Annotated in this window: 18 protein-coding genes; 8 read left to right on the top strand and 10 right to left on the bottom strand. The window is 61.1% G+C overall.

Annotation, left to right across the window (positions count from 1 at the left end):
- Nucleotides 1-1578: 1578 nt before the first annotated feature.
- Genes NMI01S_RS07155 through NMI01S_RS07140 form a run of 4 tightly spaced genes read right to left on the bottom strand, consistent with a single transcriptional unit; the run spans nucleotide 1579 to nucleotide 4946 of the window.
- The gene (locus tag NMI01S_RS07155; RefSeq protein ID WP_084512621.1) at nucleotides 1579-2106 is read right to left on the bottom strand and encodes a Mov34/MPN/PAD-1 family protein; all 528 of its coding nucleotides are present in this window, start codon (nucleotides 2104-2106) and stop codon (nucleotides 1579-1581) included.
- The gene (locus NMI01S_RS07150) at nucleotides 2073-3386 is read right to left on the bottom strand and encodes a ThiF family adenylyltransferase (RefSeq protein ID WP_062995205.1); all 1314 of its coding nucleotides are present in this window, start codon (nucleotides 3384-3386) and stop codon (nucleotides 2073-2075) included. Before NMI01S_RS07150 ends, NMI01S_RS07155 begins: the two co-directional genes overlap by 34 nt.
- The gene (locus NMI01S_RS07145; RefSeq protein ID WP_062995204.1) at nucleotides 3376-3972 is read right to left on the bottom strand and encodes a hypothetical protein; all 597 of its coding nucleotides are present in this window, start codon (nucleotides 3970-3972) and stop codon (nucleotides 3376-3378) included. Before NMI01S_RS07145 ends, NMI01S_RS07150 begins: the two co-directional genes overlap by 11 nt.
- A gap of 8 nt (nucleotides 3973-3980) precedes the next feature.
- Nucleotides 3981-4946: a nucleotidyltransferase gene (locus NMI01S_RS07140; RefSeq protein WP_062995555.1), complete on the bottom strand. Its 966-nt coding sequence runs from the start codon at nucleotides 4944-4946 to the stop codon at nucleotides 3981-3983.
- A gap of 226 nt (nucleotides 4947-5172) precedes the next feature.
- Between NMI01S_RS07140 and NMI01S_RS07135 the strand changes: the two genes are divergently transcribed.
- On the top strand, nucleotides 5173-6228 hold the full coding sequence (locus NMI01S_RS07135) for an SAVED domain-containing protein (RefSeq protein WP_218020938.1): 1056 nt from the start codon (nucleotides 5173-5175) through the stop codon (nucleotides 6226-6228).
- Nucleotides 6229-6568: 340 nt separating this feature from the next.
- Here the strand turns inward: NMI01S_RS07135 and NMI01S_RS07130 are convergent, their stop codons facing one another.
- On the bottom strand, nucleotides 6569-7399 hold the full coding sequence (locus NMI01S_RS07130; RefSeq protein WP_084512618.1) for an alpha/beta fold hydrolase: 831 nt from the start codon (nucleotides 7397-7399) through the stop codon (nucleotides 6569-6571).
- 186 nt (nucleotides 7400-7585) lie between these two features.
- Here NMI01S_RS07130 and NMI01S_RS33945 point away from each other — a divergent pair, with 186 nt between their 5' ends.
- Entirely contained in the window at nucleotides 7586-9727 is a 2142-nt protein-coding gene (locus tag NMI01S_RS33945) for an AIPR family protein (protein ID WP_084512615.1), read from the top strand.
- Nucleotides 9728-10325: 598 nt separating this feature from the next.
- On the opposite strand, the gene NMI01S_RS07125 is transcribed toward NMI01S_RS33945, so the two are convergent.
- From NMI01S_RS07125 to NMI01S_RS07115, 3 genes are all read right to left on the bottom strand, one after another.
- Entirely contained in the window at nucleotides 10326-11351 is a 1026-nt protein-coding gene (locus NMI01S_RS07125; RefSeq protein ID WP_062995201.1) for a tyrosine-type recombinase/integrase, read from the bottom strand.
- Between the two features lie 812 nt (nucleotides 11352-12163).
- A complete protein-coding gene (locus NMI01S_RS07120; protein ID WP_062995200.1) occupies nucleotides 12164-12763 on the bottom strand; it encodes a GNAT family N-acetyltransferase in 600 nt (199 codons plus the stop codon).
- Complete coding sequence (locus NMI01S_RS07115) at nucleotides 12760-14109, bottom strand: helix-turn-helix domain-containing protein (protein WP_062995199.1); 1350 nt, start codon at nucleotides 14107-14109, stop codon at nucleotides 12760-12762. Before NMI01S_RS07115 ends, NMI01S_RS07120 begins: the two co-directional genes overlap by 4 nt.
- A gap of 222 nt (nucleotides 14110-14331) precedes the next feature.
- On the opposite strand from NMI01S_RS07115, the gene NMI01S_RS07110 reads away from it, so the two are divergent.
- From NMI01S_RS07110 to NMI01S_RS07085, 6 genes are all read left to right on the top strand, one after another.
- Nucleotides 14332-15024 (top strand): hypothetical protein, encoded by a 693-nt coding sequence (locus NMI01S_RS07110; protein WP_157126072.1) that lies wholly within the window; start codon nucleotides 14332-14334, stop codon nucleotides 15022-15024.
- A 294-nt stretch (nucleotides 15025-15318) separates the two neighbouring features.
- Nucleotides 15319-16875, top strand: a complete 1557-nt coding sequence (locus tag NMI01S_RS07105) for a pyridoxal phosphate-dependent decarboxylase family protein (RefSeq protein WP_218020937.1) — start codon at nucleotides 15319-15321, stop codon at nucleotides 16873-16875.
- Nucleotides 16868-17785: a class I SAM-dependent methyltransferase gene (locus NMI01S_RS07100; protein ID WP_062995553.1), complete on the top strand. Its 918-nt coding sequence runs from the start codon at nucleotides 16868-16870 to the stop codon at nucleotides 17783-17785. Before NMI01S_RS07105 ends, NMI01S_RS07100 begins: the two co-directional genes overlap by 8 nt.
- A complete protein-coding gene (locus NMI01S_RS07095; RefSeq protein WP_084512611.1) occupies nucleotides 17782-18489 on the top strand; it encodes a nucleotidyltransferase domain-containing protein in 708 nt (235 codons plus the stop codon). Before NMI01S_RS07100 ends, NMI01S_RS07095 begins: the two co-directional genes overlap by 4 nt.
- Before the next feature lie 70 nt (nucleotides 18490-18559).
- Nucleotides 18560-20326, top strand: coding sequence for an arginine--tRNA ligase (gene argS / locus NMI01S_RS07090; protein WP_218020936.1), 1767 nt, complete (start codon nucleotides 18560-18562; stop codon nucleotides 20324-20326).
- Nucleotides 20327-20667: 341 nt separating this feature from the next.
- Nucleotides 20668-20916: a hypothetical protein gene (locus NMI01S_RS07085; protein WP_062995196.1), complete on the top strand. Its 249-nt coding sequence runs from the start codon at nucleotides 20668-20670 to the stop codon at nucleotides 20914-20916.
- Here NMI01S_RS07085 and NMI01S_RS07080 read toward each other — a convergent pair.
- On the bottom strand, nucleotides 20909-23332 hold the full coding sequence (locus NMI01S_RS07080; RefSeq protein ID WP_062995195.1) for an AIPR family protein: 2424 nt from the start codon (nucleotides 23330-23332) through the stop codon (nucleotides 20909-20911). The genes NMI01S_RS07085 and NMI01S_RS07080 overlap by 8 nt on opposite strands.
- A 27-nt stretch (nucleotides 23333-23359) precedes the next feature.
- Nucleotides 23360-24640, bottom strand: coding sequence for a hypothetical protein (locus NMI01S_RS07075; protein ID WP_062995194.1), 1281 nt, complete (start codon nucleotides 24638-24640; stop codon nucleotides 23360-23362).
- Nucleotides 24641-24806: the final 166 nt, after the last annotated feature.

Raw genomic sequence — 24806 nt, 5'->3', positions numbered from 1 at the left:
ACGCTCGCGGCCTGCAACAAACTATGTCCGCCGGCTCCACCTGGTTCCAGGTCGGTTCGGGTTACTACTGGTTTGTGGACGTTGGGGGAGCTTACTCGAACACACAAGCGCAGGTAGATGAGTCGAGCCCGGCCGGTGCGGTACCGAGTTTGGGCGCGGGCGTCGGGGAGCTGACGGTGGTGGACTATCCGGCACGAACACGGAGCGCGGTACCGCGCGGCTGGATTGGCCGCGCAACGTCGAAACCAACAGCCACGCCCATTGGGAGTGCTGCGGCATTTCCGGTGCCGACAACGTGTGCTGAAGATGGTTGGTGGTGCACCGGAATACTCTGTCCCGCAAGAGTTATCGTCGATCGTGGTGGTCGCGCCGAAATATTCGTCTACCGGTGATCTAAATTGCTGGTCGATGTGGGGAGTAGGCATCAAATTTGGCATCACGACAGGATGCAACCCGCTGATACGGGTGGGACCACGCGAACAGAAAGGGCGTTTGCGTCCCCCGCTTACCTGCACAGACGGGGCGTTATGACATGCAAAGATTCCACCGGGACTATCCCTCGTTGGCTCATAACCCAGAGGTCGCAGCCTCGATCCTGTTGCTGTGAGTGCGCGCGCTGCCGTCCCCGTGTGGGCTCGCCGACGGAGGACGTATGTACCCGTGTGGTCGCGGTTCGGGCTCGGGTGGGCACGCACGGTGTTCGGCCGGTGTGACCGCCGTACGTCTTCCGTGGGCCGCGAACTGTGCCTTGGTCGGGATGTGAGTGTGAGTTGTCGCCAATGGATTTCGTTTGTTGCGGTCGACCGAGCCGGGCGCCGCGACGGAGCCGAAGATCGCATTATCAACCGAGGCAGCCCGCTCGAAGCGGGGCGGTTGTCAGCGGGCCGCGAATCAGCTGCTGCAGCGGCCCCTGCGGTCGGTTGAGGGGCGGGGCTATCGACTACCGGAGGCATTCGGGGGATGTCGTGGCCGGAAGTCGATCCCGGCATCCGCCGGAGATTCGAGTAGTTCGGAAGTTGTATTCGTAGGTCGCCTCGGTGTTCGAGTAGGGCTCGAACACCGAGGCACGCACGCCCGGCAAGTTCGCCGGGAATCTGTGTGCGAGGAGTGTCCGAGACACGCTCTTCCGGCAAATTTGCCCTGAACGAGTGTTCGAGCGGTGCGCGAGGGGGGATTTCGTCGCCCCGCAGACCCACGGCTGGATCGGTCGCGTGCATGAGCGCATCCGTCGATGCTGCTTCCAACAGGTTTGGACATTAGCAGATCTGGGGTGGTTGGCGGCCGGGTATCCGTCCTGGGCGATATTGAGCCGAACAGTCCGCTGCGATGGTCCAATGCCAGCGCGCAGTACTCGTCGACCAGATGCCGGTACGCCTCGCCGGGATGGGCGCGGTAGCGGGCGAGTTGGTCGGGCCAACTGGGCACGTTCACGAAGCAGCACTTCTCGCCGCAGCGATCGTGTCTACATAAGTATGTGTGTGCAGTTACCGTGCATTGGCGCTGGTCGGCCGCGAAGGTAGATCGATGATCGCGTGTCTCGTTACAGGGTTCGTCAGTGTGCGCAACTTCATAGGGTCCTCACTCGCTGGAGTCGGGCTGATGGCGGCGCGGTTCGGCGCGGTCCGCTTCGTGGACGAGTAGCGATGCTGGAAAAACGTGTGCTCTGGTGACAATCCAGGTCCGCAACCGGACCGCCTGCTGTGAGGTCAGTCCGACGATGATCGCGATGAACCGGTCGAAACGAAGTTCGGGGTCGTAGACGTGGCGTAAGTAGGAGGACAGATCGAGTTCGCTGGGTGTGAGGTCTTGGGAAGGATGCGTATGCCATTCTCCTATCCATTGGCTACCGTCGGCCTGCCAAGCGAGAGTGGCGAGTTGGTTGGCGTGGTCGAGATCGCGGCGGAAGGAATGGGACGCTCTGCGTGCCTTGGGACCTGGAGTGCCTGCGCTGGTGATCAGGACATCGCCGCTGTGTTCGGTACCGAGGAGGATGCCGCCGGTTTCGAGGCCGTCGCGGGACTGCTGGGCTGTGTTCGCGATGGTCTCGCGGGCGGTGTTGGTGATCCGGTACATCATGAAAGCGAGGTCGGATTGCACGTCGGGCATGCCGAGCGCGGTGGCGGGATGGTGGCCCAGCGAAGGTCGGCCGCGTGGGTGAGATCGAATGGCGTTGTCAGGTTGTTTGCGGGATGTAGCCCGATGATGGCGTGTTCTCCGGGGAGGCGTTGGGTGTGGTCGCCGTGTAGGGATTCGAGGATGGTCGCGACCGCGACCTTGGCTGCCAGGGTGCCGATGAGGTGTAGATCCGGGGGGATCGCGGTCATCGGCTGGTGGGGATTGCCGGTGCCGTAGTCGAGTTCTTGGTCGGCTTCGGTGTCGATGGCCCCGAGATTTGCGAGGTGCTGTCGTGAACACAGCAGGCATCCGAAGCGTGGGGTCGGCCGCAATCGTAGGACTTCACCGAGCGAGCCCTGGTCGAGTACGCAGGCCAAGACCGCGGGTTTGTATGCTCGGCGGCCGAGGTGGCTGACGACGCGTCGCGGGGCGATGCCGTCGGCAGTGCAAACGACAATATCGACTGAGTCGATCAAAGATCGTATGTGGTGGGCGCCATCGACCACGTCGAGTCGGTGTGCGGTGACGGTCTGCTGGGGCCACAATTGATTGTGGCGGGATTTGAGGGCATCGACTTTGTAACGACTCACGCTTTCGGGGCCGAGAACGTGGCGAACGATGTTGTGCCACACGAAGCGGTCCGGGTCTACCAGGTGCAGGTTTCCGATGCCGTACGCGGCGAGGGCTTGTGCAGCGGCACCGCCTATGCTGCCACACCCCACCAGCATGACCGAGGTACGGGTGAGCAGGTCTACAGGCCAGTCATTTCGAAGCTGCGCGATTCCGAGTGTCGCCGGTTCGACGACGACCTGGATGGGTCGGACTCCGTCGCGCTCGATAAGCCATCCAGCGAATTCCGCTGCCCCGGCGGCACGTAACTGTGGGTCCAGATCCGGATCGTAGGTGATCAACAACCCGAGGCCAGTGCTCGGATCCCTTACTCCTGGTGCCATCGCCCGGAAGGCTTCGTATCGGATCGCGGTGCCTGGTCGGCGCAGCACAACCAAATGATGGAGATGAATGTCGCTGCCGGCCTTGTTCATCCATTGGCCAGCGTGTCGGGTCTCACCTGATCGCAGTGCGGTGTATTCCCGAGGAATGTCGGCCTGGATTCGAGTGTGGCGCGCGTTTTCGACACTGTGGACGACGTAGGTATCCGATGCTGACGTATAGCGCAGGGTGAGATCACCGGCTGTGATGGTGGAGTTCGCTATGAGCCTGGCGCCGTCGCGGGTCAAGACAATGAACGGGTCAGTGTGATCAGTTGGCACCGTGGTCCCGGCTTTCTGCGTCGTGGTCTGTCATCCGGTGTGCGGCATGCAGGATGAGGTGGTCGTGCGAGGGGTCGGACACGATGCCGTTGACCGACATCTGGTCGATCACTGCGGCTTTCATCAGCGCGTACTCGATTCGCCAGCCCGCTGCTTTCGCGAGGAGTTCGGTGATGCTCGCCTCAGGCAGCCACGCTCCGACCGATCTCAGCAGGCACAGGGATCCTCCCGGAGCGACATGCCATGTGGTCTGGGTCCTCTCCTCGAGCGTCGGAACCGGGTCGAGAGGGTAGATAAGCGGAGGCACCATCGGATACGCCGCACGATATGCGACAGACACCGGCAATCCGGCTGTGCCGATCAACTCGTCCAAGCTCTCGGGGGCTGGCCGGTTGAAAGGCCATCGCGGTAGCTCCCCCTTCCAACCACCGTGCGGGATCTCGCTGTCAGGATCGGGCGGGCAGTACATGAGATGGGGCGCAAAGTCTGCCACCTCGGTCAGATCTCGTTGCAAGCGATCAGGTTCGGCGTCGACCCACAAAATCGGTGTGGTCGTTCGGTCGGGCTCCGACGCGGAGGTGGTCATGCGAGGCGTCATCCCTGTGGAGTGTCCTTTACCGGACGGGGACCCACAGGTACGGCAGCAGGTAGCGGACTGCCATCTGAGGTGGTAGGCGCGGGGAAATCGGACCCGAAGACAGCACCCCAATGAAGAATCGCCAAGTTCGCATCATTGTTGGCCTGCGCCTGGGCTGCGGCCACCGCATTATCGCGGGCGTCAGCGAGCCGGTCCGCGAACTCCGAGTAGTCGAGATCGGACTGAATCGGACCACAGATGTTCGCCGGATCGGTGACTTCGCTACCGCCGTCGATGAAATAGCTGGCCGAGACGAAGAACTGCTTCACCGCAGCGGATTGAGTCGATCCAAGTGGGAGATGTTGCAGTGCAAGGACTTCCATTACCAAAGACTTAATCTTGATGTCCTGATCCGCCGCCCACTTCTTCAGCATCCGGACAGTGCCCGCGAACTTGTTCCATTCCGCGTGTCTAGCCGCTGTCTCTGCGATCAGGTACTCGGGATGGCAGTATATCCACTTCTCGGAGGTTGCCTCGGGAACGAACAGCATGCCGTCACGCCGAAATGCCGGCATGGCGTCGACAGTGAAGGCATCGGGATCCTCGGGATCATCGAGAAAGCATTTCACGGCGTGGTTGCGCCAACGCGCGAGACGCACTGCGGTCGCCACCGTCCCGTTCGTGGCGCCGAGAAGTGTATTGACTCTGGTCCGGGTGTAGTCGAGGCAGTCGGTGGCGGATTGTCCTGGTACGCCCCAGCCAGGGTGTTTGGCAGGATCGAAGATCAGGACGACGTCGACGTCGTGGATGGGGTCTTTGTGCGTGCCGCGGGCCAGCGAGCCGGAGGGAACGACTTCGAGGATGTCGGGCTCGGGTCGAAAGGCTTTCTTGAATAGGTCGCGGCGGGCGCGCGCTTCGCGCACAGCCTCGATATCTGCGTTCACGGTCTGCTGGAATGCCGCGAAGGCGGTAGCCACGCTCACGTTGTGCTCCGATCCGTTGCCGACGATGCCGTGCAAAACCTAGCCGATGCCACCGACAGGCCCGGGCAGCGATAGCGAGGGCCACGACCCTGACGTCGCAGGTGGGCTGGGGCGGGGCGGCGACAGGGCATGTTCGGGAAATCGCGAGAAAGGTGGGACGCTGTCCAGTAGCGTGGCGCCGGTTGTCGGCCACTGTTTGTGGTTTTGCGATGAGATGAGTTGAGACGTGCCAGTTCTGAATCACGAGATGCCGCGGATGACAGTCTCCGCTGCTGGTTCGCCCCTGGGAGGCGGCGGTTTAAGGGCGCTGTTCGCCGATGGCTCTGCGCTGATCAGCATCGGCGGCCTCGTCGCAGGTGGGTTCGCCGTCGAAGCCGCCAAGTCGTTCATGACGAACGAGCCCAAGGGCCGCATTTGGTTCGTCCTAGCGTTCGCGGCCGGCGTGACGGTCATCCTCGTCGGATTCTGGCAAAGGGCGTGGCGACGCCGCCGACTACAGGTCGGGATTGTGATTACCGCAGCCGATAATCTCGCGGCGGCACGGCAGCGGGAGCAGCAAGCCGAAGCGTTCAGCAGTCAGGAGTGCGTGCTGACCCTGAAGGCCGCCGTTGACCTGCCCATCGATCAGCTACAACGACTGGTATTGATGGAGGCGTTGGTCGAGGAGACCCTCCAGGCGATCATCACCGCCCAGCGTCTGACGCCGGATGCTGCCCGAATCAACCTCATTCCGACCATGCGGTTACAGATCGCGTTCTGGTACGGCGCTCGCTTGGGCCACACCCACTCTCGCGAAATCGCGGTCTACTCCGTCCGCCAAGGCAACGGGAACCCCGCCTATTTTCACGCTACCGGTCTACGTGCCAGCCGAAACCGCAAACAAATTCTCACCGTCGCACCCCTCGAAACAGTGCCCGGCGGCGACCCTTCACGTGTCGCATTGGCGCTGGATTTGCAGGGACGCGGCACCGGATTCCACGACCAGGTTCTCAACGACTGTCGCAACCGCGGCATCGGAACCCTCCTGCTACTCAGTCACACGAACCCGACCCTTCCGGAGACGAAAAAAGCGTTCACCGCTGTCACCGACCAGATCTGCCAGGTCTGGCGGGATTCCACGCTGCCCGTCGGCGGACGGACCTCGCAACACACGATCTACCTGAGCGGTCCGGTAGCAATCTCGGTCGCCCTCGGGGCGCGCTTGGCCGCCGCAGACCGAAACCGGTGGACAGCGCTGTCCTACAACACGGTAACCAGCGCATACGAGCCATTCCCGTCGTAGGCGCAACATCAGGCGCTGGCCGTTGCAGGGCCGGACTACCCCACCGCGTTGGGTTTGACGAAACTACGCACGGCGCCGGAGGAGGAAGCGCACCACGAAGTCGAGTGATCTCGTCGTACTGGGCCGCCAGTCGTGACACGGCCTCAACCCGGAACGTGGCCAGTTCGGCGTTACGCTGGTCCTCGCCAACCACGTCGCGGCGGCGGCAAGTGGTTCAGGACCTGCTCATCGAACCGCCCGACCAGGCCGTGTCCCAGGTCGGCGGGCTACCCGCTCCCTGGGTACGCTCACCCTTCTGCCCAAGCAGTCTCTGGGCATGAGTCCAGGGTATAAATTCCCTTCAGGTCCGCTGGGCACCACGGGTGTGATGATCGACTAGGGCGTCTCGCACACGTGCCTTCAGCGCGATGTAGCTGTCGTGCTCAAGGTTGGTCGGGCGCACCAAGGTCGAATGATCGCCCTCGACGATGCCCTGGTAGCGGTCGGGAAACACCGATCGGGCCGACTGGCTGTTCACCACGCCGTCGCAGTCACCTGCATAAGTCCAGATCGGAATCCGCATCGCAGGGTCGGCGGCATTGACGATCTTTTCCATCACCAGACCAAGGTTTCGGGTGTTATGGGCGTTGATAGGCGCCAGTCGATTCGCTTGATTGTGGTTGCGAAGGAATCGCTTTCGGAGGCCATAGAGGTAGAGCGAGCCCTCGTGCGGACAACCGAACATGACGACACCAGCGATCCGCGCCAAGTCGTTGTCGTCTTGAACCGTAATCCGCGACGCAAGGTATTCGACCACGGCTAGGCCGCCCATGCTGTGAGTCACAATGATGGTTGGACGATCTTGCGGCACACGATCTCGTAGGACGCCGCCGAGTCGCGAGGCAATATCCGACAGCTCCGGAAGTCGGCGCATCCGCGGAAGCTTCCGACTTGTCAGATCGTAAATCGGTCGCCACCCCAATAACCGCGTCTCGAAGGTGAGAAACCTCAGCTCGGCGTTCTTGTAATCGTCATCGCTGCCAATGAGGCTTCGGAACTCCCGCCACGTGTCGGCGCCGGACAGGAATCCGTGGATGAAGATCATATTGAAGACGCCCAATGCGGCCAGGTTTCCCAGCCGCGTCGACGATTCCTCTGCTTGTCCACCGTTGCCACTCTGGGCTGTCGGCATCCTCACCCTTTCATCTGGCCCAATGCTCGGGGAGGACGTCACCAGCCCGCACCCCGTCAGAACCTGCCGCGGTCGCGGTCCCACGCCCTCGGAGCGATAGCATCCCCCTCCAGTCAGATTTGTGCAACTCGCGCTCTTCGCGGCTCGCTCTTGGTTGTTTTCGCCAACATCGAGTAAAATTTGGCTATGGCCAAGAAAGTTGATGCGCTGGGGCCGACGGGTATCCGGGTCGGGGAGCGCCTGCGCGAGCTCAGGCAGGTCAGGGGGCTGACCCTCAACGCGCTTGCAGCCAAGCTGGAGGAGGCGGGTCGTCCGATCGACTGGTCGGCGCTTGCGAAGATGGAGAAAGGGCAACGGCGCATCGATGTTGACGATCTGCTAGCGCTCGCGCTTGCCCTAAACGCCCCACCTAACTGGCTTCTATTCTCGCACAGTGAAAATGAGACACCCCTGCAGCTGACTCCGGCGGTGCAGGTGAGCGCTCTCGCTGCCTGGAGTTGGGCTACGCAAGCTCTGAATTCCGAAGTGGCCAGTCCGCGCACAGTCAACGTGCCATCAAGGGAGGCGCGCGGTACCAGGTCCACACCGAGCGGTCGCGACCACTTCGTGAGTGTCGATCCCGGAGCGAAAATCCGACAAGTAAGGGCGGCGCTACATGCGGAATTCGATTCTTTAATCGGCTCGCACTACGACGATTATGATACGAATTCCGACTGCGGCGAGCGCATCTTTTTAAGCAGAGCACTTGCTGCGTTTGCTGCACGTCAACTAACTGGATGCAGTAGCATAGCCGCCGCCGAGACGGTAATCGATGGACCGGGAGACGGCGGTATTGATGCTTTCGCTCTGAACCACAAGATGTCGACTCTCGTTCTTGTGCAAGCCAAGTGGAGTTCTGACGGATCGGCGCGAGTCGACCATGCGACGGCAGTCAAATTGATAGACGGAATGAAGAGGCTGGAATCGTTCCACTTCGACAGATTCCCTGACCGACTCAAAGAAAAGTCGGAGGATATCACAACCGTACTCCAACATCCACGCGCTCGGGTAATATTAGTCTTCGCGGTGCTCGGATCACATGATCTGTCCGCGGAAATCTCGGATCTATTAGATCGCACGTGCGCGGAGTACAATACCTTCGGGCAAATGCTAGAGTATCGAACGCTAGGAATCGACGATTTTCTCCAACAGATAAGAGTCGATCAACGTGGACCGGGCAAGAAATTCACCCTGAAGCTTAATGGCTGGACCAGGTATTCTCGGCCCAGTCAGGCCTATTTGGCAACAGTGTCAGCAGCGGAGATTTCAAGGTTTTACGAAGCGTGCGGAGATCGGCTGTTCTCTAGAAATATAAGAGACGGGCTCGGTGGAACGGCCGTAAACAAGGCTATGGTCGAGACTCTGGTACGAACGCCTGAAAATTTTTGGCATGTCAACAATGGGATAACAATTTTGAGTTCTGATATATCGGCGACTTTTCCGGACTCACCTTATCGCTCAAGCCTTGACTTATCATTGAACGACCCTGTCGTTGCCAACGGAGTGCAAACCCTTCATTCTGTGTATCAAGTATTCCAGCAGAATCCAACAGCAATAGAAAAAGCGCTAGTCGCCGTTCGGATAATTCAGGCGAAACCAGAGGATGATATCGCAACTAGAATTGCCCTGAGCTCTAATTATATGAACTCTATAGAACCGAGCGACCTTGTCGGACTCGACTCGGTACAGGCCGGGATAAGGGATGCGTTTGCGGTTGAACTGGATAAGATCTATGTGTTCAAGCGCGGTCAGCCGGCTCCGGAGCCAGATTTAGGATGTTCGGTTGACGAAGCAGCGCTAGCGCTGGCATGTGCACAGAAGGATGCGGGGTTCGTTGCTCACGTATTCGACAACCGCCAGTTCCTGTGGGACGGTGGACCCAATGGGGGCTACGCATCTATATTTGCTGTACAACCGTCAGCCGAGAAACTGTGGCGGATAGTGCAGCTGTATCGAGAAATCAACGCAGCTATTGACCTGAAGGCGACGCAAACTTCTGGCAGAGGTTCCTCTATAGTTCGTTCAGGGTCGCTACTTGTAGCACACATCGCTTTTCAGCTCGTTGACTTGGACGGGCTGACATCCGACCACCATTCGTGGAAAGTCGAAGCTTCCCGGGCTCGTGCGCGAGTCCCTGAAATAATAGACAGGATGATCAATAGTATGAACTCACAATTCGGTGAATCTTCGTACATTCTTGCTACGTTAAAGAATCCGGAACGCTGTCGACAATTGGCAAGTTCAGTATTAGCTGATACTGCAAAGACGCAGCACATCCAGCCGAAGTGAAGAATCCAGCTGTATATCTGATAGTTGTCTTCGAGGGTAGGGATTAGAGGGTCCGGTGGCGCGGGGATGGCTCCGGCTTGCGGACGCCGGTCTTGCCGGCGGCGGCGTTGTCTCGGAGCCCAGCATCAAACAGAGTCGTAGTAGAGATGCAATCGGCTCATTGTCGTCGAGCACCCGTTCCCGCAGTGCGCGAAGAACGGCGGTGTCAGTCATCTTGGTCCTCTCGCCGGGTGATCGGCCAACTAGGAGACGTTCTCCGAGATCGTCACTGGTCAAAGAGGCGCTTCAAGGGCTAGAGGAGTCTGGGCTTCGACGAGCAACTCTGCGGCGATTACATCAGAGCTTGCTACTATGCCCCCGCGAGGTTTTCGAGAAGACGCTCAGCGAGTGCGGCAAGCGTTTCTCCATCTTGAGTGACCCCCGGCTAGGCGGTACCCCTGCCTTATCGAGGCTTGCATACCAGCCTGCTCGTGTGCCGATCGTGGATGTCTGGTCGAGCAATCCTGCACCGCCAAAGCCGAGTGCGAGCGCTAACGCTCGGGCGTGTTGCCCATCCACGCGGCTCTGGTGCAATGTGTGGAAGCGCTTGAGCAGCCCCTCAACTTTCGAACTTCTGTCCGTGCGAGTGAAAGGGGTGTGGTTCGCCGGTCAATGCTGAGAGAGCCACAGCCGTTTCGGACAGTGTGGCGCGCACGTATGTCATTGTTGCGCCGACGTTCCCGGCCACTCCGGAGTGGCCCGCGTAGGCACGGGCGATGGCGTAGCCGAAGTTGCGTTCGACCCAGGTGAGGGTGGTGTGCCGTAGCCAGTGGGCGGTGATCTGTTGCGTGCGTACCCAGGGGAGGTGTCGTCCGATGCGGGTCCATAGGTGGTCGTAGCGACGGCCGGTGATCGGTTTGCCGTTGCGGGAGCGCAGAAGTTGGCCTTCGGGATCGGTGCCGCGGTCCGCGTGGGCGAGTAGCGCGTCGGCGAGGGTGGGGGAGATGGGTTGCCAGCGGTCGGATTGGTCCTTCTCGCGCAGCCAGAGCAGGCAGTGGTCGCGGTCGATGTCTTTGGGGCGCAATGCGAGTGCGCCTCCGCGGCGGCATGCTGTTTCGATGTGTAGGCGCAGGAGTAGGGCGTCGAGTTCGGGGTCGTTGCCGGTGGTTTCGGCGATCCGGATTATTTGTGAGAGTTGCTGGTCGGTGAGGACGCCGCGAGGGCTTGGTGCCCGTCGTGGTTTGGCTAATGTGGTTGCTGGGCTGTCGATTTGATTGAGGTAGCCGTCGTCGCGGGCGTGGCGGTAGAGGCAGCGGATGGCGGCGACCATGTGCTCGGCAGCGGAGCGGCCGCCCCGGGAGTTGCGTCGCACGATCGCCTGGGACTTGGCGGTCTCGACCAACTGTTTGAGTTCCGAGGCGGTCGGTTCGTCGAGCTGTCGATCGTGCCAGAGGGTTTCGATGCGCGTCCAGTAACTCGCGTAGGCCCGCGATGTTCCGATTGGTACAGCGGTGCGGAGTCGCGGAATGTAGTCGCCGAAGGTGGGCGTGGTTGTCGAAGTGGTGGCGTTGTTCACGAGCTCTTCGGGGCGAACGCCGAGGCGTTGCAGCACGATTCGAGCGGCCTCGACATCGGTGTGGTTCATCGCTGCGCTCGGTCGTGCTCTGCGGATCGGGCCAGCACTGCTTCGAGCTTTGTCGAGGGATAGATCCTGAGGCGGGGAGGGGTGAGCGCGGCTACGAGCACTTTGTCGCCAGACCGGATGTCGGCCGCGTGTCGCAGTGACGTCGGCAGGTAGACGTGGAGGCTCGGGCCTATTCGAAGGCCGGCCTCTTCCCGGTTTGCGGTTCGCATCTCGATGCAACCATCGTCCAGTGAAATCGAAAGTAGCTGTCCCGGTGTCCATTCGAGATGACGGATTGGGCCTGCAATGGCTAGTCTGCCGCCGGGGCTGACTGTCGATAGAGCCATATACGGCACTACCCGGCGATTGCCGGATCTCAGTTCCAACGACGGGAGAGGCAGGCCTGGAACCTGCCGAGTGGTGTTTTCCGTCGGGGTGGTCCGGGTGTCGGTATCGGCCGAGTGGTGGCTGGCACCGAAACTTGCAGTACGCGGCATAGTGGGCCTCGATTCAGCTTCCAGTAATCGAGTCCTCGCGTGCGCCAGCTCTCGTCAAGAGTGACATCTTTGCGTTGGTAATGAAAGCAGGTACTCGAATCTTGACATCCAGAGCCCAGCTCGGAGTTGCCCTTCTCCTGGACACTGCGGCGGGCCGCAGCCATTAGTTTCCATCTGACTGCTTCGAGTCCCCGCCGAGAGATCGCGTTCGAACCGGCGCGTGACGTGCTGGGGTAGGGAATTCGCTGCGGTCTGGTTGTGATCCTGCTGTCCTTGATCACGGGGATCCGGCCTGGACGACTACGAGACTCAGTTCACCCACTCCGTGGGCGGGCCTCAGGCCTGGTGTCGCTCGGGGTGAGCTGAGAGTTCCATGATCAGGACATCAAAGAGGGGCGCGTCGGGCCAGTTCGGACGTAGATGTCCGACGCGTTGCCAACCCCATTTGAGGTATGCGCTGTACGCGCGAGTGTTCTCCGGTTCGACGAGCAGTGTGGCGCGTTCTTCGGGACGATTCCGGAGCAGTTCGTCATGCAGAGCATGGGCAAGTCCGTGGCCGGTGTGTTCTTGACAGACCATGATCTCGCTGAGTGCGAAGGTGCGGGTGCCCGTCTCGGCTGTGAAGTCGGCGGTATCGCCGCTGTCGAGGCGGAGCCCGTCCCACCAGGCTGTTTTGGGAGTGAGTGGCCATCCCCATGCTTGACCGATGGCGTTGCCTCGAAAGCGGCTGATCACGAGTTCGAACCCGGTTGATCGCGCGGGATCGGTATATGCGTCGAACCGGGCCATGAACTGGTCTGGCGTATCGAATAGCTCGCCTGATGCAACGACGTCGGCATAGGCCCGGCGATAGATGTCTTCGACGATGTCCTTCAGTTCTCGCGCTTGGCCGGCGTCTAGGTGCTCGAACTCGACGTCGTCGGGAAGCCGGGTCATCCGGTAATGGCTTTCTGTGTGAGAGCGTCGAATTGGTGGCGGAAGGTGTCGCCCGCCGCTATGTCGTCGGCGGCTCGGCGAACTGGTTCCAGGACGCGCAAGGTTCGGGTTGAGGACACGGTGGAGAGGTCTGTGATCACTGGTGTGCCAGTCTCGAGTGCGCCTGCGACGTCGCCCATCTGGGCCCTTGTCGTGGCGATCCATGCGCGGAGATTGATCGCGTTGCGTGTGCCGGCCTGTTGGTCGGCGGCGATGGTGTACAGCTCGAGTGATCTCGGCAGATCGCCGACATCGCCGTATCCGCGCGCTTCGTGGCCGCCGATTTCAGCGTGGTTCATGAACCGTAGCCACTGGGGGCAGCCCTCGATCGCCTCGAACTGAGCGGCATGGTCCATCTCACGCCATGCGGTGGCAATGGCGCGGCCGAACGCGATGCGATCGCCGCGAGCCGCCTCGGCCTGCGCCTCCCGCACGGCGATCAGGGCGTGGATCCGGCCTGGAGGTCGGCCGCGCATGAGGTCGCGAGCACGGCTGACCAGTTGTAAGGCTTTGTGTGGACTTCCTTTTCCGGCGCGTGCGAGCGCGATGGATTGGTTGGCCGCGCACAGGCAGGTGTCTGCGATCAAGTCGTCGTTGTCGGCTTCGGTGCCGAGCGCCATGGCGTCGGCGAAGCAACGCTGCGCTAGGCGATGGCGGTCTGCGTCGTAGGCCAGCCATCCGGTCAGTACCGCCAGTTCTCCGGTCGCGCTGGTGAATGCGACTCCGGTTTTGCTGTCGTACGTGCTGGTGTGCAGCGTGTGCTTGGCCCGCTCGAGTTGACCGATCGCGAAGCCGACCAGTTCGGCACCACCGGTGTGTTGGTCTCGTTGTTCGAGCGCATCTACCGCGGACAGCAAGCGGTAGGCATCGCTCATCCCGATTCGGGCCTGGTCGCCGGACAGGAAGGCTACTGCTCCAGTAGCGGCGAGCTTTCCGAAATCGCGCCGTCTCACCTCTTCATCGACTTCCCGCTCGACGGCCCCGGACTCGGTCGAGCCGGGAGGGTTACTCGACGCGAGGACTGGTGCCGCGCCGCTGAGAACAGGATGCCAATTCGTAGCCGGCCGCGCACCATGCAGATGTATCCAGAACCGTTGTTCCTGAGCGTATGAGAGACGCTGGTACACGGTGTCGAGTGCTTCGGCTGACCGCCCTCTGACGGGGCGGTCGGTGGTTGCCTTCTGCTCCCACTTCTGGACCGTTTCGACCTTGAAGCCGACGAATTCGGCGAATTCTTCTTGGGTCATCCGGAGGGCAGCCTGGCGCAGTGCGCGAACTTCGGCCTTGGTCCATGTGCTCACGATCATTGCCGCCCCCGTGGTTTCGGCGCTGGGTATGAGAAGCGTACGACTTCCGTCGGAATTCCGTGCCTGGGATCACACCTGAGGGTGCGCGACGCTCAATCCAGGCCTCCGCTGCCGGTCAGACCTCAGCCCCCTTTGGGGACGTTTTCATCTGATCGTGACGCCACGATCGGCGCGAGATCGCGGCGGCGGATGCCTGCAGACACGAGCTGAGAGGACTTCGCAATGAACTCCGGAAAGTGGAGTGTTGAGCGCCCGACAGCAGTCGATCTGGTGCGCACCGATGTTTCTGGAACCCGAATAGCCCAACATGCCAACATGATTCGTCGACGTGCCCAACGTTCGGGGTACCTCTACCTTTACACGGTATGCCCGCCTGTCGATGATGATCCGATTGGGTATGCGCTGGGTGTGGCCGCCGGTTTCGACGCGGACGCGCTGTTCGTCTACGACTTGGAGACAGTCGGTCATTCGCCGAGTCGGGTGTGCGAGACGTTGGATCTGGAGACTGTCAGTCCACCTGCGACCTGGGCGGTTGTCGTGTCCGGCGATGTCGCTTCGGCGCACGCCCACCCGGAGCAGTCGCTTACTGTCGAGTCGGCTCATCGAATCATGCAGCAGCACTTGGGTTGTCGTTCCTTCGAGTGTCAGCGGAAGGCCGCCGCTTGCAGCTTCCTTGTCCGCACGGGCAAGATTGTCCCGCCTGTAGATAGTCCGCGTGAACGAGCTGCCGCGCGAGGGTTGCCGTTCCGCCTACGTCGCGACGCGTACGGATCGATGCCGAAGGGCGTGACTCTGCGGACTCTGCTGGACGTTTTGGCCGGGCTCGCTGAGCTGGAAGGCGATGCGGGCGATTCGGCCGCAACTGACCTGCTAGCCGATAGCACTGAGGCTGGAAGTACAAGCAGGCTGTCATGAGTTACGCGAGTCTTTCGGTAGCGCAAGCTGTTTCGCCTGCACCACACGAGCCTGATGTGCTTCTTCGTGTCCGCATCAGTCTCTTGAGCGGGCAGGAACTGACGTTCGTTGCCTGCGAGTCGGCCGCCCGCCGGTTCGCCGAGTATTGGGTCGCTTATCACCGGCCTGACACCGTCACGTTCGCACCGCCGGATCGGACGTGTCCGCGGCTCCCATGCGAGCGCCTGTGGGCACTTCCATAGCCAGTTCCACTGATACTTCGCTTCCACCAAATTCGAAACGCAAGGGGCCAGAATGCGTGACCGTCATCGAATCGAACAAATAGCCATGCCGAGGAAGCTGAACGAGTCCATCCGGCAGTGCCCGACCGCAGGTACAGCCAGCGCCCTGCATCGTGCCCTCGATCTCGGAATGTTGTTCAAAGGGCGGCCTGATGTTTTCGAAAGGCGCATGTCGGCCAGTGAGATTCGGGATCGTCTGGTCACCGGGTTGCCGGCGGAGGGACTGACAGTAGAAGCGGCCTTGGATCGTCTTATTGCCGAGATTCTGCCGCTGTGTAAGAACGAGGCGAGTCCTCGGTTCCTCGGTTTCGGCGACACCGGCGATGATCCGGGAGCGTTGGTCGGTGGTGTCCTCGCGATGTTGACGCAGCAGAACATGATCAATCAGAGCTTCGATTCACCGAGCGCCACGTTCATCGAGATTGCGGTACTGCGGTGGTTGAGGGAGTTGATCGGGTACCGCAATCTCGCCGTCGCCGATGTGTCGTCGGTGTGGGACGTCGGTGGCGTGGTCACGCACGGCGGAACGACGAGCAATGCCGTCGCGATGCTGTTGGCACGTGAGGCGAAAGCACCGGGAACGATGCAGCGCGGTGTGACTGACGTCGATAGGTTCGGTGTTGTCGTGCCCCGTGGTATCGGTCATTACAGCGTGAAGAGTGCGTTGGCCTGGATCGGTGTCGGAGCGCGTGTGATCGAGGCGAAGACGCGGGGGTTTCGTTATGACCTGGACGATTTGGGGCGATTGTTGGTCGAGCACCGGGGCCGGGTGATGGCTGTGGTCGCATATGCCGGCGACAGCCGTACGCAGACTGTCGACCATTTGCGCGCGGTGCATGATGTGGTCCGTGCTGCCGATCCGGCGATCTGGCTGCATGCCGATGCATGTTGGGGGTTGGTTGCCACATTCAGCGACCTGTTGCGTCACCTGGTGGCGGGTATCGAGTTGTTCGACAGCGTGACGGTCGATCCGCACAAGGTGATGGCGGTGCCATATGGATTGAGCGCCTTACTGGTTCGGCGGCCCGACAGTTTGCGCATGGTCGCGAGTCATTCTGATCTGATCATGCAGGAGGACTTTGCCTTCGGTCACGCTACGCCGTTCATAGGCACAAAAGACTGGTCGTCGTTGAAGCTGTGGATGATGATGGTGACCAACGGGCGAACTGGGCTCGCGGAAATCGCCGATCGGCGAATCACCCTCGCACGTAGGTTTTCAGACTTGGTGGATGAGCGGTCCGGGTTGCGGCGCCTTCATGAACCCGATCTTGCGGCAGTCGCCTTCGTTTGTCTTCCGTCGGGCCTTTCCGCCGATGGGTCTCTCACCGCCGCGGACCTGGAAGAAATCAATGTCCTGAACCGCCGTGTCCACCAGCGGATACTCGACGACGGGCGTTGGTATCTTCACCACTTCACTCTGCCCGATGACCACGGTGTGCTTCGCCGCGGAGAGATTGTGCATGCGCTGCGGTTCATGGCGAACAATCCGCGGCTGACCGACAGCCACATGACTCAGGTCTTGGACTACGTGGCAGAGCTCTGCCGGCTGGTGGATGCGCGCGATGAGTGAGCTTGGTCAGTTCCGGGCTGTGTACGAGTCCGCTGGTGTGTACGACAAGCTGTTGTTGCCGCACTACTTCGATGGCCGAGATGACGTGGCGCTGGTCGCGGACCTGCTCGAGCGCACGATCGGTGTGCCCGGCCAGTCGTTGTCCATTGTTGAATTCGGTTGCGGTACAGGGCGAATGACCTCGGCATTGGAGCCGTATGCCTCTCGATTGGTGGCTTGTGATTACAGCGTGGCCATGATCGATGCCGTGGTCGACAACGTCGCGGCAGTCGAAGCGGTCCGTTCGGATACTCGTGACGCGGTGGCGAAGTTCTTGCGCGAAGGTCAAGGCGGTCGGTTCGATGTCGTCGCGGCGTTCTGGTCGTTGAGTTATCCGATAGGGGAGTTCTTCGAGCAGATGTCGGCTCACACGATTATTCCGCGCGAGGACGTCGACCTGGCTCGGGAACGGGCCGTGCAGTTCATCGGAGATATGGTGAAACTACTTGCACCGCAAGGGCATTTCTTAGCCCTGCACTTCGACGCCGAGACGCCCGAACAACGGCTTGTCACCCGACTGTGGGAACGAGTGTGCCCATTTCCTGAGGGCGGGCGCAGCTACACGCTGAGCCTTCTGCTCGACGGGCTACGTGTCTACGAGGACCATGGGTATGGCGTCCTGTCGCACACGCGCTGCGGTGGATCAGCCTTGGCGCCCAACCGGGAAGCGGCGTTGCGATGGTTCCTCGTGGTGCACCTCAAGAGCTATCCAGCACTTGTTCGGGACCCGCAAGTTCATGCGGAGATCGAGGAGTTCATCGACCACTACGCGCTGCCAGACGGTTCGGTCGCCCTGCCCAGTGGGGCACACGTCGTCCATTTCCGGCGCAGCAGTCACCCCCTCTGTCACATCCCGCGGCGGCAGCCATGAGCATTCTCGCCGCAGTGGAACAGGCCTGCCGTATACGCGGCGACTACATCGCTCGCCAGGGATATGGGCTGGTCTACGGCTCGCACGCCACCGGAACCGCCACGCCGACATCGGACCTGGATCTTGTCCTAATTGGTCCTGAACAACTTCCGGCGCCGCGAATGAGCCAGCTCATAACCGAGGTCTGCGCCCTTCACCATCGCTTCGGGCTCGACTTGGATACCGAAGTCGCCTACGAGACGAAACTGTTCGCCACTTTCGATGACGTCCACAACGCCGTCGCGCTGCGGTGCTTCGACCGCGACGACGGAATAGTCCGGGCAGTCCCAGTAGTGGCCGAGCCCGCTTTTCTGAACTCCCATCGGTTTGGATCGCGCCTACTGCTCAACGCCCTCACCAGTCCACACATCTTTCTGGGTGGCAACACCACTCGGTATCGCGGTCACCAGCGGGAAGCAGAGGCAGCGCTGGCACGGCTCGCGTTGGCATTGGTGTCGGATACGGTCGTGAGCATGGCTGACATCAGCCGCGCCGTTGTCGGTTGTGCGAGCGCGGCTGGTAAGGACTTCCTCGGGTACGACGACGGAGCGCATCTGCGGTCGACACTTGCCCGGGGGTTGGGCGAGTTGGTGGCTGAAGGATCAGTCAGCGACATCGGTGGTACTCACATCTGCAAGCCGATGGGTCGGCCGCAGGATAGCTGACATGCCGACAGGCCTGCTCCTTGCCAGCCTGGGATACTGGCTCATCCCTACTATCAGGAGGATTCTTCCCGTGGCCCAATCCGGGGTTCTGCCGTTGATCGACCTTGTCGCTGATACCGTGTCTCGTACGGTCAGCGTGGTCCGACCCGATGCGGCAGGCGCAGACCCGGTAGTCCGACGATCCGTACACGCTGATTTCCAATCCAATGTCGCTTTGTCTCTGGCCAAGCGGTTGAAGACCAAGCCGGCCGAACTGGCGAAAGAACTCGCTGAGAAGCTGGAAACTGCTGAAGCACCGGTTGTTTCAGTGGAGTCGTCCGGGCCGGGTTTTCTGAATATCCGGGTTTCGGATATGGCGGTGTGGCAGCATGTCGCGGCACGATTGGACGATGACCGCCTCGGGGTGGCGGCGTCGGAGGATGGTCGTCGGACGGTGATCGATTACTCGGCGCCCAACATCGCCAAGGAGATGCACGTCGGGCATCTGAGGACGACGATCATCGGCGACAACTTGGCCCGTGTGCTGGAGTTCTTGGGGGCGAAGGTGGTTCGTCAGAATCACCTGGGGGACTGGGGAACTCAGTTCGGGATGCTGATCCAATACTTGGACGAGCACCCGGATGCGCGCTGGCGCCGCGAGGACCTCGCTGAGCGGGACGGTTCGTCGGTGTCCGCGTTGGACGCGTTGTACAAGGGGGCGCGTAAGGAGTTCGATACTGACTCGGCGTTCGCGGACAGGTCGCGGGCGAGGGTGGTGGCATTGCAGGCCGGTGATCCGGCGACGCTGGCTCGGTGGCGCGAGATCGTGTCGGAGTCGGAACAAGCCTTCGCCGATATTTACCGTCGGCTCGGGGTGTTGCTGACTGCCGAGGATTCGGTGGGGGAATCCTTCTACAACTCAATGCTGGTGGACACCATCGACGAGCTGGTCGGCAAGGGGATCGCGGTCGAGAGTGGTGGCGCGCTGGTCGTTTTCTCCGAGGAAGTGAACGGTCCCGACGGCCGGCCCGTGCCATTGATGGTGCGCAAAAGCGACGGTGGATACGGTTACGACACAACCGATCTCGCTACGATCTGCTACCGGATCAACGAGTTGGGGGCGCAACGGCTGCTGTATGTGACCGACTCCCGCCAAGCCCTGCACTTCCAGCTGATCTTCGAAACCGCGAGGCGCGCAGGCTGGCTCACCGAGAAGGTCGACGCGGAGCACATCGCCTATGGCACGGTCCTCGGCCCCGACGGCAGGCCGTTCAAGACCCGCGCCGGTGGAACCGTGCGATTGATGGACCTACTCGACGACGCTTTTACGAAGGCCCGTGAAGTTGTCGCTGATAAAGACCCCGACCTGGACCCGGTGGAGCTGGACAAGATCGCCGAACAGGCCGGGATCGGTGCGGTGAAGTATGCCGATCTGTCGACTTCGCGGGTCAAGGACTACACCTTCGACCTCGACCGCATGATCGCCTTCAACGGGAACACCTCCGTGTATCTGCAATACGCGCATACGCGGATCCGTTCGATCCTCCGCAAGGCGGGCGAGCCTGCACCAGTTGTCGATATCGGCCTGGTTCTTGAACCGGCCGAACGTGCACTCGCCTTGGAACTTGATGCCTATAGCTCGACCGTCCGTGAGGTCGCCGAAACACTCGAGCCACACCGGTTGTGCGGGTATTTGTATGAGCTGGCGCGCGACTTCACCACTTTCTATGACAACTGCCCGGTCCTGAGCGTGCCAGAACCTGTGCGGGGCAACCGCCTGGCGTTGTGTCAGCTCACTGCCGCGACGCTCGCTCACGGGCTAGGACTGTTGGGAATCGCTGCCCCTGAACGGATGTAGACAGCAATCGAAGAGAACTCGGCCGCCGCGACGTTGGTCTACCGCGTCTGCGGCGCCTGCTTCACCGTCGGTCCAGAAGTATCACACAGCCGTGGAGCGCAGATCTGGTCGGTCTGGCCCGCCAGGATGCCCCTGCTAAGAAGACAAGCCGCAGGTTCAACCTGCGGCTCGAAAGCGGGCTAACGCTAATCAATCCGAACCCTCCGGTGGTTGATGGTCCCGCGCTGGGGATCAAACCGATTGGTTCAGGTATGCGGTTTCTGAGGCTTGACGATGTACAGGTTGGGGAGTTGATCGTCGGGTATGAGGGTGGCACGACGGTGTAGTTGGGGATCGGTTCCGTGTCGAACGGCGAACGGTCGAGTCAGATCCCGCACTGGCACGGGGTGTCGATGCGGCGCAAGGGGTTGTCTCTCGAGCAGATTCATGAGGCGATCCATTTGTCGACAGGTAGCTTTGCGTTTGCCGCTACCCCCGATCGTCACCGCGCGGGAATCTGCGCCGACAGCCCCCAGCGGATCCGCAGCGGTCGCCGCCTGGCCGAGCTGTCGGTCGGGCAGTTCATCCAATTGCCAGGGCTTGCTATATGACTGGTCTCTGATTCACTGCTGCTTCGTAGAAGGCAACGGCGAGTGCAGCGACGTCAGCGTCTACGCGAGGGTCGTTGCTGAAGTAGTATCCAGCTAGGGCGCCCTCGGCCCCCTGGCTGTCGATGACCGCCTCGGTGACCGCCGCTCGGAAGTCCTGCGACTCCATGAACTGCTCCTTGGAGTTCGCCATAGCTTGTCGAACCAGCTCAGGGCGTGTGAGTAGCTTTCCCATCAGGACGTCCTCGAGCTGAGCTGCAGTGAACGACTCCGAGTGGTCGTCCCCGTCCAGGGCATCCTCGCGGTGGATACTCTGCGCCAAATCCAACAGTGTCTGGCCGTCATCGAGTTGCCAACGAACAGTTCCTTGGTTTGCTACCGGGCGGTCGTCCCATCCAGCGTCGATCCACATCTTGGTAACCAAGCCCGATGCTGAGTACTGTTGGCTGTCGTACGTCCAGAGGATCGACTTGCTGCGGTGGTTGACCCACGTGGCCTGTCCTCGACGCTCGTCGGCAGCAAGCCAATCGATCAACGCGAGACGCTCGGGCTCTGTCCGTGCCACGAATCGGAGCGGCGTCCCGTCTTTGATCACTCGGCGGTCGACCAGGAGCGGGACGGTGTTCTGTCGGCGCGGCTTCCGCGGCGGCGCGGGCTTTACGGGGACTTGGAATCCATCCGCGAGTTGCTCGAGGACCTGGTTGGCCAGTATCTGGCTTTCGGCGCTGGAACGAAAGAGGGCTCGGATCTCTCGTCGCGAATTGGTCTGCTCAATCAGATATGCCAGGTGGCGCACCAGCTCGGGCACAAGTGCCGGGACCTTCTCCAAAACTTCGCTGTCCCAGTCGAAGTCCGGGTCACCGATACTCGCGCCACCCAGGAACTGGAAGATCAGATGGGTGATGAGCAGCCCGCCGTGTTCGGCGATGGATGCTTCGCGGCCCAACCGTCCTTCGGCGTCGGCACCCAGGCTATGCCGTCTCTCGGTGTCGGCACCCAGTCTGTGCACCTCGCTACGGGTCGCGCGGAGAGTCAGCACCGACCGCCAGACCGTCAGCGGTGATGGTTCGCGCTTGAAGAGGACTGTGTGACTGCCCGTTGGTCCCTGCTCCCACAGATTCTCGGTGGAACTGTTGGCCCGTGCCGAATGGTCGGCATCCGGGTGCAGGCAGGCCAGTGCGAGGCCAAGTTCGTCCAGGGAGCACCCGGTGTCCGGTGCTGCGACCAGCTCGCCACGCTTGACGACGTAGTGCTTGCGCAACTCGGCACGCAGATTGGCCTTGATCGCCTGATGGACAGGTTCGAGGGCGATATGGTCGCGCTGCTCGATCGCGTTCTGCCGGTTCGCTGCTTGCGAGACGTCTACCGCGAGTTGTTTGTCGCCTTGCGTGTTTATGACCTTGATGCTCAGCATCGCGTTGGCAGCGGCCTCACCGTCGTCGTGCATTGCTCGCGCGATCGAACGAACGGTTTGTGCGCCGTTGACGATGCTGGCGCCGTTGACCGACAGCGTGGTCGGCCTACTTTGTGGCGACCGAGCGCTGTCGTGCTTTGCGGTCAGCCCGTTGCAGATCATGGTGATTCCGTTGTTCAGATACCAGAATTTCCCGGGAGCCGTGGTAAGTGTCTGACCGATTGTCGCGTTGGTGGTTGTAGTGCCAAGGGGTGCCCGGAGGTTGTGCTCGAACAGGGCGATCCCGTGTTGCTCGAACCAGTCAGCCACACTCTCGGCCGCGACGCTGCCTTGGTAAGCGTCATACGGCCCTTTCTGCTGGTACCAGTCGTCGAGTCGGACCTCCAACGAGATCGGAGTCGGGCGCAAGTCCTCATGAATCTGTTCGTGGAAATCGGAAGCGTACAGCGTCTCGATGGTGAATCGGGCACCGGATCTTCCGAATACGCCAAATGCGTTTTTGAGGACTTCCAGCGCTGGTTGTTGCGGTTTCTCCGCCCCCATCAAGGCGATAACCAGGACCACGTGCCCGGAAATGAAAATTGAGCGGGACTGCTGAGCGAGGTCCGCGGCGCGCTGATTGAACTGGCTGTAGAGTTCTTCGTCAATCCGGTTGAGCCCGTCGATCATGGCTTTCGCGGCGTCGACGTCGAAGGTCGCCGAACAGCTGTTACTCCACTTCGCCTGCACGAACAGGACCCGACCCGTGTCCGGCAGCGGCGCGATGGCGTCCAATCCCTGGTCGGCGATACCGTCGGTCACGAAGCTGGCCGCCTCTGCCGCCGAGCACTTGGCCACACGCCGAACTGCCAGTGCGGCGAGTGCGCGCGACAGGTATCGGTTCTCGTAGTTGGGCCCTTGCAGGTTGGCGATGTCGCTGTCGTCGATCAGGCCGTCGAAGGTCTCGTGCAGCTGCTCACGAACTTGCGTGACCTGACGACGGGTATCCGCTTCCAGCGGTGCCATGGTTGTCCGTCCTCCATCGTCTTCGGTCTATCGCGGGAGCGGGGTGTCAAGGGAAAACGTCGAACCATTGCCACGAGGTCGCGTGCTCAGATCAATCACGAGTAGCGCGTGGCCAATCACCCGTACCGAATCGGCAACCAAATTGATGACATCGTCCAGCAGCAGATTTCGTGAGCCGAACCATCCGTCACGAACGAGCCGGGCGAAATCGGTCGGTACCAGATGACGACTGAACCTGGCAGGGGTCGAACGAGGTCGGCCGGCCTCCGTCAGGACTTGCGTGATCGGATAAATGGATCCAGAACTGGTCTGCGCCAAGCCTGGCGTGAATGGTTGGTCGTCATGTATCCGAACGAAAAGCGGATCCTTGAGCAGCCGAAAGTCATCAGTATTTTGCTCAACTGTCGGTGTTGCGTTCCTGGCTCTATCTCTGAGCGTGGCCAGGAGTGTGCAGCTGTCGGGCGACGCGAGCATCTGCGGCTGCATGTACCGTAGAATTACGAGAGTGCCGGTGGACGCATGGAAATAGTAGGCATCAATTGAGGCGTTGCTTGACGAAACTCTGGTCCCTGAGACAATTGTCGTCAGCTCAAGATGGTGGCGTGGCGCGTGTGGATTGGCGGCATCAATGAATGTACGGGATGTCAAGTGTCCTAGTTTGCCGAGAATATCGTCGATTTGCTTCTGCGTGCAGCGGTCGAACGCTAATTGGACCGCGTCACCTCCAACCCCACTGAGAAAGCTATGATCGGCCGAGGTTCGATCCCAGTCTTTGATGCTGGGGATGCTGTTCGGGGTTAGCCCAGCCACCTTGGCGAACAACAACACCGCGTCCCGCTCGTCGCGCCACCGGAGGGCGCGCTCCGTCCAATCGGGCCGCTCGTCAAGCAGATCCGTCAACGTCTTCAGCTTGGCGGCGTCACTCTTCAGTAGTTGCGTCAGACTGGTGAGAATGCTGACAACGTTCAGGTTCACCGGGCCTGTGACCGGTAACCGGTCGGGTCGATGGTCGTCGGACCAGTCGTTCGGTACGTCGACCATCTCTTGTAGCAGGTGAATGTGGGAGAGGGTCACCTTCTGGTCGGCGTCAGTCTTGTGGCCGGCCTTCGCAATTCCTACTCCCCAGATCTGGTCAGCGAGTTGGTCGCCGGCGCCTGCGGCCCGGTCGGCCGGTACGAGGAGGATGGCTAGGTGCGGCTTGGAGCCGGGCCAGTCGCGACAGCTCTGCGAGTACGACCACTCTTTTCCAGAGGACACGCCGATCTTCGCGCGGAGTTCGCTGTCGGGCCGCAGTACAGCCAGCGGCACGACTTGGGTTGAGTCATCGACCTCTGGATGTCGTCTTCGTGCCAAGACCAGCTACCCCCTGCTTCTGCTCCATCGAGCGTGGACCAGATTAGCTTGCAGCATAGGTATTTTCACATTGGGGTGACCGTGGTGTGGTCGATGGTCGTCAGGCGGATGCTGTCGTGAT

The sequence above is a fragment of the Nocardia mikamii NBRC 108933 genome (genome assembly GCF_001613505.1).
GTDB classification, from domain to species: domain Bacteria; phylum Actinomycetota; class Actinomycetes; order Mycobacteriales; family Mycobacteriaceae; genus Nocardia; species Nocardia mikamii.
The sequence above is the reverse complement of the archived record's forward strand: the minus strand, read 5'-3'. Positions and strand labels throughout refer to the sequence as shown.